Here is a 13,252-nt window from a genome sequence, read left to right as displayed (position 1 = left end):
GCGGCAGGAAGCTAGCGTCTAGCGCGCCAGCCGGATACCGCTGAATTGCCAGCGTGCAGAGGAAGGAAAGAAGTTGCGGTAACTGATGCGCGCATGACCGTCCGGCGTCGCACACGATGAACCGCGCAATACATACTGGTTGGACATGAACTTGCCGTTGTACTCGCCCAGCGCACCAGCGGCAGTCTGATAACCGGGATATGCAGCGTAACTGCTGCTGGTCCATTGCCAGCAGGTGCCTAACAGCTGCGTCAATTCCACCGAACTCTGCGCCGCATGCTCCCACTCCGCCTCGGTCGGCAAGCGCGCGCCACTCCAGCGCGCATAAGCATCCGCTTCAAAATAGGAAACATGCGTCAACGCCGCGTTCAGGTCGAGCGGCCGCAAACCGTGCCAGGTAAACGCATGCCAGCCACGGTCGTGCTGCCAGTACAGCGGATGTGCGGCTTGCTGGGTCTGCACCCAGTCCCAGCCTTCCGATAACCATAAGGCCGGGTCTTCATAAGCACCCGCTTCGACGAAAGCCAGGTATTCGCGATTCGTCACCAACCGTGTCGCCAGCGCATACGCTTCTACAAACTGGCGGTGCCGCGGCAATTCATTGTCAAAACAAAAGCCGCCGCCTTCATGCCCGACCTGCACTACCCCGCTATCGAATGACAACCACTCCAATGCCGGTGGCAGGTCCGCCATCGCATAGGGAGTTGCAGCATAGGCTGGCTTTAAGGGATTACGCGAAAACAAATGCAAGACATCGGTCAGTATCAATTCCTGATGCTGCTGCTCGTGTTGCAAACCCAGTTCCAGCAAAGAGTTGATTTCTGCCTGCTGTGATGCCGACCACGTTTGCGACAGCAAAGCCTGTATACGTGCATCCACATCGCGGCGATAAGCCAGTACTTCATCAAATGGCGGACGCGTCAACAAGCCGCGCTGCGCACGTGCATGCTTGTCACCGACACCGTTGTAGTAGGAATTGAAAAGCACACGAAACGCCGGATGATGCGGCTGGAAATTGGCTTCGTAGCGCTCGAGGATGAAGGTTTCAAAAAACCAGGTGGTATGCGCCAGGTGCCATTTGACCGGGCTCGCATCCGGCATCGACTGCGCGGCGCAATCCTCTTCCGACAGTGGCGCGGCCAGCGTCAGTGTATGTGCGCGCACTGCCAGATAACGCGTAAGGCTCTGATGCGGTAGCAGCAGATGGATGGTTTCTGTCTGTACGTTCATTGCAATCCGTCATGTTATTGATAGAACAGTTACGGGATGCCTCTTGCTACAGTCTACTGCTGTCCGACGCAGTTCGCACAATCGCATGTTCAGTTCACATGTGCATGGCACACCATGAACCACTGCTGCGGGTCAGTCCAAAAAGACAGGCGGCCGAATCCTGCCTGCTCCAGCAAATCTGTAAAGCTGCGCTGTGTGTACTTATAACTATTTTCTGTATGGATGCGTGCACCGCGTTCAAAGTGCCGCTCACCTTGGGGCCAGCGCACCGTGAGTGCGGATGCAGCTTCCAGATGCATTTCTATCCGGCTTTCCTGCGCATTGAAAAAGCCACGATGCCGCCATGCCTGTACGTCGAAATCCGTACCTAGCAAATGATTCAGATGACGCAACAGGTTCAGGTTAAACGCCGCCGTCACACCCAGCGCGTCATCGTAAGCTGCATCGAGTATCGCCTTGTCCTTGACCAGGTCCACGCCTATCAGCAAGCCACCGTCGTCGTCGCAGGCAGCGCGTATGCGTTGCAGGAACAGCAGCGCTTCATCCGGCGTGTAATTGCCTATCGACGAACCGGGATAAAAGAACAAACGTTTGGCCTCGCGCACGCTATCCGGCAGTAGCAGCTCATGGGAAAAATCCATGCCTATACCGGTCATGACGATGGATGGGAATTGCTGCTGCAAACGCTGCAAGGCATCGCGCAGGAAATTGACTGAAATATCGACCGGCACATATTGCACCGGCTGCAGCACCGGGAACAGGCGCGCGGCCTTGGCGCAATTACCGGCACCGAGATCAATCAGGGTGCTGCCACTGCCTACTGCTTGCGCAATCGCGCTGGCATGCGAGCGAAAGATAAGCGCTTCAGTACGGGTCGGGTAATACTCGGGCAGCTCGCAGATTGCTTCAAACAATTTGGAGCCAAGCGCGTCGTACAGATACTTGGGTGAGGTAAAAGGCTGTGCTGCGCTCAGGCCCGCGAGCAGTTCGTCACGGACATTCTGGTCATTCTGTTCGGTACACTGGATGAATTGCAGCAATCTGCGCTCCCGTGATGCGTGAATCTGAATGACCCCGTTTAGCGATGACAGTTCCGGGATGACAGTTTATTTATCCGGCCAAGATAACGGTTGCAGCTGGATAAGCTGCCCCCATATTGCCTGAGAAGCAGCGCTTTTCGGTATTTTTTACACGGTTTGCAGGAAAAATAGCGCGCCTCGACTGGTGTTAAGCTACGCCTGCACGCCCGCCGCAGCGCAGTATATTAAATAAGCGTTAAATCCCTGTGACAGGACGCCAGTTATAGGTCTTCATTCATCAGTACATCAAAACACGGTATCCATGGCCATCCAGACGTCCAGAGAATTGCAAAAAGGTAGTATCGCCACCCTGCGCGGTTTGCTTAAATTTTTGTTGCCTTACAAGAAGCAGTTTGTACTGGCCGGCATCGCGCTGATCGTTGCGGCCGCTGCCACGCTGGCGATACCTTATGCCTTCCGCCAGATGATAGACCTCGGCTTCGGCGCGAACGGCATGCACGATACTTCCAGCATCAATACTTACTTCATCGCATTGTTCGGCGTGGCCTGCGTACTCGCCATCGCGACTGCGGCACGTTTCTATATGGTGTCCTGGCTGGGCGAACGCGTGACTGCCGATGTGCGTAATGCTGTGTATTCACATGTGGTCACACAAAGCCCGCAATTTTTTGAGACCACGCAAAGCGGTGAAGTGCTATCGCGCATCACCACTGATACCACGCTGATCCAGACCCTGATCGGCACCAGCATCTCGATGGCATTGCGTAATGCACTGCTGTTTGCCGGTGGTCTGGTGATGCTCTTCATCACCAGCATCAAGCTCTCCTCCATCATTCTCGTCACGCTGGCTTTCGTGGTGCTCCCTATTGTCTGGTTTGGTCGACGCGTGCGCAGCCTGTCGCGCGATTCACAGGATCGTGTCGCCGATGCCTCGGCACTGGCCGGGGAGATCCTGAATGCGATGCCGACCGTGCAAGCCTATACCCATGAAAAAATCGAAGCGCAGCGCTTCGGCAAAACCGTAGAGAACGCATTCAAAACGGCGATGCGCCGCATACGCGCCCGTTCGCTGCTGACCATGATCGCTATCCTGCTGGTATTCGGCGCGATTGTTTTCGTACTGTGGCTGGGCGCACATGCAGTGATAGACGGCACCATGAGCGGCGGCCAGCTCGGCCAGTTCATCTTGTACTCGGCTATCGTGGCTGGCGCGATAGGTGCCTTGTCGGAAGTACTGGGCGATGCGCAACGCGCCGCTGGCGCCACCGAGCGCCTGCTGGAATTACTGTCGGTACAGTCACCGATTTCATCGCCAGCGCAGCCACGCGCATTGCCGCCGCGTCGGGCCAATGGTGCGGCACTGACGCTGGACCTGGTGACCTTCCACTACCCTTCACGTCCGTTGACACCGGCCTTGTCGAATCTGTCGGTCGCGATACAGGCCGGTGAAACCGTCGCCATCGTCGGTCCGTCCGGTGCCGGTAAAACTTCATTGTTCCAATTGCTGCTGCGTTTCTACGATCCGCAGGAAGGCGTAATCGAACTCGACGGCATCGATATTCGTGAACTCGATTTGCATGCGCTGCGCAACACCATAGGCATCGTGCCGCAAGACACGGTGATTTTTTCCGCCAACGCGATGGAAAACATACGCTATGGTCGGCCGCAAGCGACGGATGATGAAGTGATCGCGGCTGCCCGTCTGGCCGCCGCGCACGAATTCATAGAACGCCTGCCTGAAGGTTATCAATCTTTCCTCGGCGAACGCGGCGTACGTTTATCCGGCGGTCAAAGACAGCGCATCGCCATCGCCCGCGCCTTGCTGAAAAATCCACCGCTACTCCTGCTGGACGAAGCCACCAGCGCACTCGATGCCGAATCCGAACGTCTGGTACAAGGCGCGCTGGAAGCCGCGATGGTGGGACGTACTACCCTGGTAATCGCCCACAGGCTGGCCACGGTACAACGTGCCGACCGCATTATCGTCATGGAACATGGTCGCATCGTGGAAACCGGCACCCATGCCTCACTGGTCGCCGCTGGTGGCCTGTACGCCAGCCTCGCCGCACTCCAGTTTGGCCAGCATTGAAGCGGTTCTGCTAGACCCGGGCCGGAACCCGTTAAAATAGCGAATTCCCGGGAAATATAGAAATACCTATATTTCTGACAACTCAACCAAGAAAACGGACTACGCATGAAACAGTATCTTGACCTGGTGCAAACAGTACTCGATACAGGCACCTGGCAGGAAAATCGTACCGGCATCCGCACCATCAGCATCCCAGGCGCAATGTTGCGCTTCGATCTGCAAAAAGACGGCTTCCCCGCGATCACCACCAAACGCCTCGCTTTCAAATCAGTGATAGGCGAATTGATAGGATTCCTGCGCGCGACACGCAGCGCCGCTGACTTCCGCGCGCTCGGTTGCAAGGTGTGGGACCAGAATGCCAATGAAAATACCGACTGGCTGAACAATCCTTACCGTACCGGCCCGGACGACCTGGGACCGGTGTATGGCGTGCAATGGCGTCAGTGGCCAGCCTATAAATTGCTGGACGCCGATCAGCAGGCGCAAATCGCCGATGCGCAAAAGCGCGGCTTCCGCGTAGTGTCGGCTGTCAGCGATGAAGGCAAGGACAAGGTCTTGCTGTACAAGGCGATCGACCAGTTGCGTGATTGCCTGGACACCATCATCAAGAATCCGGGCAGCCGCCGCATCCTGTTCCACGGCTGGAACTGCGCCGACCTGGATGCGATTGCACTGCCAGCCTGCCACTTGCTGTACCAGTTCATCCCGAATGCGACGACCAGGGAAATCTCGCTCTGCCTCTACATCCGCAGCAACGATATCGGCCTCGGTACGCCATTCAACCTGGCGGAAGCCGCTGCCCTGCTACACGTAGTCGGCCGCCTGACCGGTTATACGCCGAAGTGGTTCACCTACTTCATAGGCGATGCGCATATTTACGAGAATCACCTGGACATGCTCAAAGAGCAACTGACCCGTGAACCACATCCGGCTCCGAAGCTGGTGCTGTCGGACCGGATTCCCGATTACGCTGTCACCGGCAAATACGAACCAGAGTGGCTGGAAAAACTCGAACCGAGCGATTTCAGCCTGGAAAACTATCAACACCACGCGCCGCTGACCGCGCCTATGGCTGTTTAATCAGAAGAGACTATGCCTGCACACCTAACCATCGTCGTCGCTACCGATAGCAATAACGGCATCGGTATCAACAACACCCTGCCCTGGCATCTGCCGGAAGACCTGGCGCATTTCAAGCGCACGACCTCGGGCCACCCTATCATCATGGGTCGCAAGACCTTCGATTCGATCGGCCGTCCGCTGCCGAATCGCCGCAATATTGTTATCACCCGTAATGCAGAGTGGCAACATGCAGGCGTGGAAGCCGTCACCTCACTGGACGCTGCCAAGGCGCTGGTCGGCGACAACCAGGCTTTCATCATCGGTGGCGCACAAATCTACACCGACACGGTGGGACAGGTAGACCGCCTGATCGTGACCAAAATCGACAAGTCCTTTGATTGCGACGCCTTCTTCCCTGCCATAGACCCAAAACTGTGGAAGGAAACCGCCCGTGAACAGCACCATTCAGAGGCCAATGGCTACGATTATGCCTACGTCACTTACGAACGTATCCGCTAATCTGAACGGTTTTGTAACACTGGCGTCACAGTAGGGACGCACTATGCCGCCTATCCTTTGATTGGCGGCTTTTTTCTCCCCAAATCGCACACATATCTGCGAAAATTCGCATTCTTTATCTGACGTACCAGATTAGCTGGTGCGCCGCACTTTTCGTCTTGTTGGAGACCTCATGAAATTTCGCTTCCCCATCGTCATCATCGATGAAGATTTCCGTTCCGAGAACACGTCCGGGCTCGGTATCCGCGCGCTGGCCGAAGCGATCGAGAAAGAAGGCATGGAAGTGCTGGGCGCGACCAGTTATGGCGACCTGTCGCAGTTCGCGCAGCAGCAATCACGCGCGTCCGCTTTCATCCTGTCGATCGATGATGAAGAGTTCGGCGCCGGTTCGTTTGAAGAAACCGATTACGCATTGAAATCGCTGCGTGCCTTCGTCGAAGAAATCCGCCACAAGAACGCCGACATCCCGATTTACCTGTATGGCGAAACCCGCACCTCGCGCGATATCCCTAACGACATCCTGCGCGAACTGCACGGCTTCATCCATATGTTTGAAGACACGCCGGAATTCGTCGCGCGCCACATCATCCGCGAAGCCAAGTCCTACATGGATGGCCTGTCGCCACCATTCTTCCGCGCACTGGTGCACTACGCGCAGGACGGTTCCTACTCGTGGCACTGCCCGGGTCACTCCGGCGGCGTCGCTTTCCTGAAATCGCCTATCGGCCAGATGTTCCACCAATTCTTTGGTGAAAACATGCTGCGTGCCGACGTCTGTAACGCGGTGGAAGAACTCGGCCAGCTGCTCGACCATACCGGTCCGGTTGCCGCTTCCGAACGCAATGCTGCGCGCATCTTCAATGCTGACCACTGCTACTTCGTCACCAACGGTACCTCGACCTCGAACAAGATGGTCTGGCACTCGACCGTCGCACCTGGCGATATCGTCGTGGTTGACCGCAACTGCCACAAATCCATCCTGCACTCCATCATCATGTGCGGCGCGATCCCGGTCTTCCTGATGCCGACCCGTAACCACCTCGGCATCATCGGCCCGATTCCACTGTCGGAATTCTCGATGGAAAACATCCGCAAGAAAATCGAAGCGAATCCATTTGCGCGCGAAGCGGCGAATAAAAAGCCACGCATCCTGACCATCACGCAATCGACCTATGACGGCGTGATCTACAACGTTGAAACCCTGAAAGACTTGCTGGACGGCGAAATCGATACCCTGCACTTCGACGAAGCATGGTTGCCGCACGCGACCTTCCACGATTTCTACAAAGACATGCACGCGATCGGCAAGGACCGGCCACGCGCCGAGAAATCGATGATCTTCTCGACCCAATCGACCCACAAATTGCTGGCTGGCCTGTCACAGGCATCGCAAATCCTGGTGCGCGAATCGCAAACCGTGAAGCTGGATCAGGACGCGTTCAATGAAGCCTATCTGATGCACACCTCAACTTCGCCGCAATACTCGATCATCGCGTCCTGCGACGTCGCGGCGGCGATGATGGAAGCACCAGGCGGTACCGCACTGGTGGAAGAAAGCATTCTTGAAGCGCTGGACTTCCGCCGCGCGATGAAAAAAATCGATCAGGAATGGGGCCAGGATTGGTGGTTCCAGGTCTGGGGACCGGACAGCTTCTCGGAAGATGGCATAGGCTCGCGCGACGACTGGATGATACGCGCCGAAGACGCATGGCACGGCTTTGGCGACCTGGCTCCGGGCTTCAACATGCTGGACCCGATCAAGGCGACCATCGTCAATCCGGGCTTGTCACTCGATGGCAAATTCAGCGAATCCGGTATTCCTGCATCCATCGTCACCAAATACCTGGCGGAGCACGGCGTCATCATTGAAAAATGCGGCCTGTACTCATTCTTCATCATGTTCACCATCGGCATTACCAAAGGCCGCTGGAATACCTTGTTGACTGCGCTGCAACAGTTCAAGGACGACTACGACAAGAACCAGCCTATGTGGCGCATTCTGCCGGAATTCGCAGCTGCGAATCCACGCTACGAGCGCATCGGTCTGCGCGACCTGTGCCAGCAGATTCATGACTTCTACAAAGCCTATGACGTGGCACGCCTGACGACAGAGATGTATCTGTCCGACATGCAGCCAGCGATGAAACCGTCGGATGCATTTGCAAAAATGGCGCACCGTGAAATCGATCGCGTACCTATCGACGAACTGGAAGGTCGCGTTACTTCCATCCTGTTGACACCGTATCCACCGGGCATTCCTTTGCTGATCCCGGGCGAACGCTTCAACAAGACCATCGTCGACTACCTGCGCTTTGCACGTGACTTCAATGAAAAATTCCCGGGCTTCGAAACCGATGTCCACGGTCTGGTCACACGCGAAGTCGACGGCAAACGCGGTTACTTCGTCGATTGCGTCCGTCAATAACAGGGATATGCAATGAAGCCTCGTATCAGCGTCATCACATTAGCTGTCGATGACCTGGAACGAGCGCTGCGTTTCTATCGCGACGGTCTGGGATTGGCCACACAAGGCATCATAGGCAAGGAATTCGAACACGGCGCCGTCGCCTTCTTCGATTTGCAGGCCGGTCTCAAACTGGCATTGTGGCCACGCGCCAGCCTGGTACACGATGCCGGCATCCCGCTCTCTCCCGCCAGCTCCAGCGAACTCAGCCTCGGCCACAATGTCTCATCAAAATCCGAAGTGGATGCGGTGATGTTGCAAGCCAGGAATGCCGGTGCCGAAATCGTCAAGGCGGCACACGATACTTTCTGGGGTGGCTACGCAGGCTACTTCAAGGACCCCGACCAGCATCTGTGGGAAGTCGTCTGGAACCCGGCATGGGATGCACCGGACTGAACACAGCAGCATCAGTCAATCAGAAATGTTTTATGAAAAAAATCGCACTCTTACTCGCTGTGCTGATCGCTACAGCCAGCAGCTTTGCAGCCGACAACGGCGGTCGTGTCATCAAGAGCGGACTCTTCCCTGCGACCAAAGGCATGGTAGTCGTCGCCGAAGGGGACTATGAACCGCGTGGTATAGGCAGCTACACGCTGCGTGTCTATGCAAAGAATGATCCGGCCTATCCATACGATGAATTTCTCACCGGCACCATACGCCCGCGTAACGGCACGGTGGAAAGCCTGACGTTCGCCGACATCGACCGCGACGGCACACCGGAAATCATTGTCACCACACGCTATGTCGGCAGCGGCAACTACGTCACGGTCGACGCCTTCCGTCTGCGCAAAAAGAACCTGCAACTCGTCACCTCGATTGCAGGCATGGATGCCGGCAAGGATGCGATACAGGCCTTGAAGAAAAAGCTCGGCAAATAAGAAATGAAACAGACGGGTGAGACGCTACTTTCACCCGTTCACACCCAGCTATTCCCCAGCAAAGCCACCAGGCTACCCACCAGCAGCAACCACAGCGGATGGATGCGCGTCTTCCACGCCAGCAAAGCGCTGACGACTGTAATCACGGTCAGTAGCCAGTTGCTATCCGATGCATGTGCAATCACTGCCGCACTGGCCGCCACGATCCCAGCCGTCACCGGCACCATGCCTGACTGTATGTAAACACGCCACGGTTTATCCTTGAAACGCTCCCATGCGTGTAGCGACATGATGGTCAGCAACGACGATGGACCGAATTTGGCAATCGCAGTCACCAGCATCCCGGCCCAACCCGCCACCTGCCAGCCAACCAGATTCACTATCATCATGTTCGGCCCCGGCGCAGCCTGGCTCAAGGCAAACAAGGCGCTGAATTCCTTGGCCGTCATCCATTGATGCACCTCGACGACCTGGCGCTGCATCTCCGGCAGGATGGCATTGCCGCCACCAAAAGCCAGCAGCGACAGTTGCGAAAAAATGAGGAATAAGGCGATCAGGGTCTGCGTCATTTCTTGCTCCTCGCGGTGACCCAGATACTCAGCGGCGTCATCACCAGCATCACCCACAGCAAAGGCCAGCGTAGCAATGCGATCGCGATGAAACAAAGTATCGCCACCAGCGCCATCAAATATTTTCCACGCAGCTGCACGATTATCTTCAGCGCCATCGCCACCAGCAAGCCGGCTGCGGCTGCCGCCAAGCCGGCAAATACATGCGCTACCTGCGCATCATTCTGGAAACGTTCATACAACATGCCGAGCAACACCAAGACTACAGACGGCATTACGACCAGGCCCATGATGGAAACAAAAGCTCCCTTCACACCGTGAAAGCGCATACCGACCGCGACCGACAGATTAATCATATTGCCGCCGGGCAGAAACTGACACAGACCGAGTAATTCAGTGAACTCGGTTTCACTCAGCCAGCGCTTGTCTTCGACCAGCATCCGATGCGCCAGCGGCAAAGCACCGCCGAAGGCCATCATGCCCAGCCCGAGAAAGCCAAGGAATAGTTGCCGCAACGTTGGTGCTGCGCCCTGCTCCATCGCGACTTCTGCTGTGTGTGTACTGCTTTCCATAATCGTGCTTCCGTCTCACATCTCAATAGACGGAAGTTTACGCTTGCCGAGTCATTCAGTCTAATATATGGAATCGTCATTAAACATACATAAAATATATGTCATCCATAGACCTGCGCCTGCTGCGCTACTTTGTCGTGGTAGCGGAAGAAGGCCATCTGACCAAAGCCGCGCAGCGTATAGGCATACAGCAGCCGCCGCTGAGCCAGCAAATCCGTGCACTGGAAAATGAGCTGGGCGTCACCCTGTTCCGCCGTATGCCACGCGGGATGGAACTAACCGAAAGCGGTCAGGCGCTACTGATCGATGCGCGCCTGATACTGGAGCAGGTCAACACGACGATAGAAGGCGTACGCCGCATCTCGCTCGGTGAAAGCGGCCGCCTCGCAGTCGGCTTCACCGAGTCGGCGGCACTGCATCCTTTCATTCCGGCCGTGATACGCGCGTTCCGGCAAAAATCGCCGGGCGTCATCATGGCGGTCGAAGAAAGCAACACCAATGAGCTGGTCGAGGACTTGCGCCACAATCGCCTCGACGTCGCCTTCATACGCTCGCCTATAGGCAGCGCTGCTGGCCTGAAAATGGAAACCATGCTGGTGGAAGAAATGATCGTCGCGCTGCCGATCACCCACAAGCTGGCACAACGACGCAAGAGCCTGCCGCTGACGGCATTAGCTGAAGATGACTTCATCCTCAACCGTCGCCCGAGCGGTCCCGGCCTGTACGACAGTGTGATCGCTGCGTGCCGTGCGGCCGGATTCAGCCCGCGTGTCGTACAGGAAGCAAAAAAGAATTTATCGACGCTGAGCCTGGTCGCAGCAGGACTGGGAGTCTCTATCGTGCCCGCCTCGATGCGGCACGTACAATTGAAGGAAGTGGTTTACCTGAAACTAGAACAGGCACCCGACTTACGTGCGCCGCTGCATCTGGCATATCGCGATGAAGCGCAATCGGGTGCTGCGGAGAAGATGATTATCGAAGCGAGGAAGCTGGCGCAGCGTTGAAGATATTAAATCTATTCCTGGAAACTGCGATCATACAAAGCAGTCAGCTCTTGCTCTGAAAGTTTATGGTCTGCACAAATACAATAGCCGCTACGCGACACAATCTTGTACGGGATCAAACCCAAAAAAGCTGGGACGAAATCATAATCATAGGAGTCGATCATGGTTTCGCTATACTCCACGCCCTTACACGCTAAAGCAGCTTGTTCATTCCACATGGTTTGCGCGGAGCCATAATTGGGAATAGGTCCCGCATTGGTTTGTACTTTGACATAGTACAAACCAGGCTTGACCAAACGAGTGGCCACACCACCTCCCAAAGGAGCGCGTTCTCCCGTACTAAGGTTATAACTGGAGGCACACCCTGCCAGCGCAGCAGACAAGGTTAAGAGAAGCAAAAATCTGGGGGACATCATGGTGACAGCTATACCTTCTCTGAAGTATTTAAAACCTGCTCATGGAATTTAGTGCGACGCTGATACTTTTAGCCGCGCACTTCTTCTTCGGCTTCTGCCGGTTGCACAGCAGGCTGTGCTTCTGGTTTCACTTCTGGTTGCGCTTGCGGCTGCACTTCAGGCTGCACCTGATTCGGTGCTTCGGTCTGTACTACCGGAGGTTTGGCCGTATGTTTGGCAACCTGCACGCCTTCGATAAAGCTTGCTGCATCTTTGGCCAGATCCTCAACCACCGCGTCGCCGCGGTGCGACATGCCGACCATGAAGCCTACACCTGGCACCGTAGGATGCTGGCAGTACAGCGAATTAAACTGCAGCATCAACTTCACGGTTTCAGTCGCTGAAGTAGCGGTCTTTGCCTTCATGTCTTCGGTTACACCGACATACTTTACGCATGGGTAACCACGCTGTTCGGTATATTCAAAATCAGCCGAGACTGGCTTGAAGCGCTCGACTGGCGAATCGGCTTGCACGCCTTGTTTCACCAGCTCCTCAAACTCACGCTTGCCCTGGAAATCGGGCAAGGCAAACAAACTGACTTGTGCGATAAAGCTTTCATTGACGGCCTCACCGGGACGGGCAAAAGCCAGCTCTGCCTGCGATGACTTGGCGATCATCCAGTCACCGGTCAGCGGTGCACGCACGTCCAGGAAAGCATTGGAAAACATCTTCCCGGCCGGTACCAACGCTTGTGCATGCGACAGCGCAGGCAGCGCGCACAGCAACGCGACCATGCGCGCATATTTCTTCATGGGGAAACCGCTCAGAGGCATCAGGTTTTAGGCAGGGTCACACCGTGTTGGCCTTGATACTTGCCGCCACGATCTTTGTACGATGTTTCGCAGACTTCATCGCTTTCAAAAAACAGCACCTGGGCGCAACCTTCACCGGCATAAATCTTCGCTGGCAATGGTGTGGTGTTGGAGAACTCCAGAGTCACATAGCCTTCCCATTCAGGTTCGAATGGCGTCACGTTGACGATGATGCCGCAGCGTGCGTAAGTTGATTTGCCGAGGCAGATGGTCAACACATTGCGCGGGATGCGGAAGTACTCGATGGTACGCGCCAGTGCGAAAGAGTTAGGCGGGATGATGCAGACATCGCTCTTGATATCGACGAAGGAGTTTTCATCAAAGTTCTTCGGATCGACGATGGTGCTATTGATGTTCGTGAAAATCTTGAATTCATCGGCACAGCGTATATCGTAGCCGTAGGATGAAGTGCCGTAAGAGACGATCTTCTGGCCGTTGGACTGACGCACCTGACCCGGCTCGAACGGTTCGATCATGCCGGTTTGCTCTGCCATACGGCGTATCCATTTATCGGATTTGATGGTCATATTCTTCGATTTAAGTGAGTGTTGTAAGGAA

The 13,252-nt window shown here is 55.7% G+C and carries 14 protein-coding genes; 7 read left to right on the top strand and 7 right to left on the bottom strand.

What is annotated here, in order from left to right; translation table 11 throughout:
• Positions 1–18 precede the first annotated feature (18 nt).
• Together egtB and egtD are read right to left on the bottom strand one after the other, a co-directional pair.
• Positions 19–1,230 carry an ergothioneine biosynthesis protein EgtB gene (egtB, locus tag H7U06_RS07185; protein WP_175625489.1) on the bottom strand — a complete coding sequence of 404 codons (1,212 nt, stop codon included), beginning with the start codon at positions 1,228–1,230 and terminating at the stop codon, positions 19–21.
• A gap of 89 nt (positions 1,231–1,319) precedes the next feature.
• On the bottom strand, positions 1,320–2,270 hold the full coding sequence (gene egtD, locus H7U06_RS07180) for an L-histidine N(alpha)-methyltransferase (protein ID WP_175625488.1): 951 nt from the start codon (positions 2,268–2,270) through the stop codon (positions 1,320–1,322).
• Positions 2,271–2,571: 301 nt separating this feature from the next.
• Here egtD and H7U06_RS07175 point away from each other — a divergent pair, with 301 nt between their 5' ends.
• The 6 genes from H7U06_RS07175 (at position 2,572) to H7U06_RS07150 (ending at position 9,282) form a co-directional block, all read left to right on the top strand.
• Complete coding sequence (locus H7U06_RS07175; RefSeq protein WP_175625487.1) at positions 2,572–4,359, top strand: ABC transporter transmembrane domain-containing protein; 1,788 nt, start codon at positions 2,572–2,574, stop codon at positions 4,357–4,359.
• Positions 4,360–4,464: 105 nt separating this feature from the next.
• Positions 4,465–5,439: a thymidylate synthase gene (locus H7U06_RS07170; protein ID WP_175625486.1), complete on the top strand. Its 975-nt coding sequence runs from the start codon at positions 4,465–4,467 to the stop codon at positions 5,437–5,439.
• Positions 5,440–5,451: 12 nt separating this feature from the next.
• Positions 5,452–5,940, top strand: coding sequence for a dihydrofolate reductase (locus H7U06_RS07165; RefSeq protein ID WP_175625485.1), 489 nt, complete (start codon positions 5,452–5,454; stop codon positions 5,938–5,940).
• 172 nt (positions 5,941–6,112) lie between these two features.
• Positions 6,113–8,365, top strand: a complete 2,253-nt coding sequence (locus H7U06_RS07160) for an arginine/lysine/ornithine decarboxylase (RefSeq protein ID WP_175625484.1) — start codon at positions 6,113–6,115, stop codon at positions 8,363–8,365.
• A gap of 12 nt (positions 8,366–8,377) precedes the next feature.
• Positions 8,378–8,800: a VOC family protein gene (locus H7U06_RS07155; RefSeq protein WP_175625483.1), complete on the top strand. Its 423-nt coding sequence runs from the start codon at positions 8,378–8,380 to the stop codon at positions 8,798–8,800.
• 32 nt (positions 8,801–8,832) lie between these two features.
• Positions 8,833–9,282 carry a PliI family lysozyme inhibitor of I-type lysozyme gene (locus tag H7U06_RS07150; RefSeq protein WP_175625482.1) on the top strand — a complete coding sequence of 150 codons (450 nt, stop codon included), beginning with the start codon at positions 8,833–8,835 and terminating at the stop codon, positions 9,280–9,282.
• Positions 9,283–9,320: 38 nt separating this feature from the next.
• Here H7U06_RS07150 and H7U06_RS07145 read toward each other — a convergent pair whose 3' ends face one another.
• On the bottom strand, positions 9,321–9,851 hold the full coding sequence (locus tag H7U06_RS07145; RefSeq protein ID WP_175625481.1) for a chromate transporter: 531 nt from the start codon (positions 9,849–9,851) through the stop codon (positions 9,321–9,323).
• The gene (locus H7U06_RS07140; protein ID WP_175625480.1) at positions 9,848–10,423 is read right to left on the bottom strand and encodes a chromate transporter; all 576 of its coding nucleotides are present in this window, start codon (positions 10,421–10,423) and stop codon (positions 9,848–9,850) included. The genes H7U06_RS07145 and H7U06_RS07140 overlap by 4 nt, the downstream gene beginning before the upstream one ends.
• Positions 10,424–10,521: 98 nt before the next feature.
• Between H7U06_RS07140 and H7U06_RS07135 the strand changes: the two genes are divergently transcribed.
• On the top strand, positions 10,522–11,427 hold the full coding sequence (locus H7U06_RS07135) for a LysR family transcriptional regulator (protein ID WP_175625479.1): 906 nt from the start codon (positions 10,522–10,524) through the stop codon (positions 11,425–11,427).
• A gap of 11 nt (positions 11,428–11,438) precedes the next feature.
• Here the strand turns inward: H7U06_RS07135 and H7U06_RS07130 are convergent, their stop codons facing one another.
• From H7U06_RS07130 to dcd, 3 genes are all read right to left on the bottom strand, one after another.
• Entirely contained in the window at positions 11,439–11,735 is a 297-nt protein-coding gene (locus H7U06_RS07130; protein ID WP_175625478.1) for a hypothetical protein, read from the bottom strand.
• A gap of 176 nt (positions 11,736–11,911) precedes the next feature.
• Positions 11,912–12,634, bottom strand: coding sequence for a hypothetical protein (locus H7U06_RS07125; protein ID WP_175625477.1), 723 nt, complete (start codon positions 12,632–12,634; stop codon positions 11,912–11,914).
• Positions 12,635–12,654: 20 nt separating this feature from the next.
• Positions 12,655–13,221 (bottom strand): dCTP deaminase, encoded by a 567-nt coding sequence (gene dcd / locus H7U06_RS07120; protein ID WP_012079041.1) that lies wholly within the window; start codon positions 13,219–13,221, stop codon positions 12,655–12,657.
• Between the last annotated feature and the right edge of the window lie 31 nt (positions 13,222–13,252).

Source organism: Herminiimonas sp. Marseille-P9896 (genome assembly GCF_903993245.1).
GTDB classification, from domain to species: domain Bacteria; phylum Pseudomonadota; class Gammaproteobacteria; order Burkholderiales; family Burkholderiaceae_D; genus Oxalicibacterium; species Oxalicibacterium contaminans.
The sequence above is the reverse complement of the archived record's forward strand: the minus strand, read 5'-3'. Positions and strand labels throughout refer to the sequence as shown.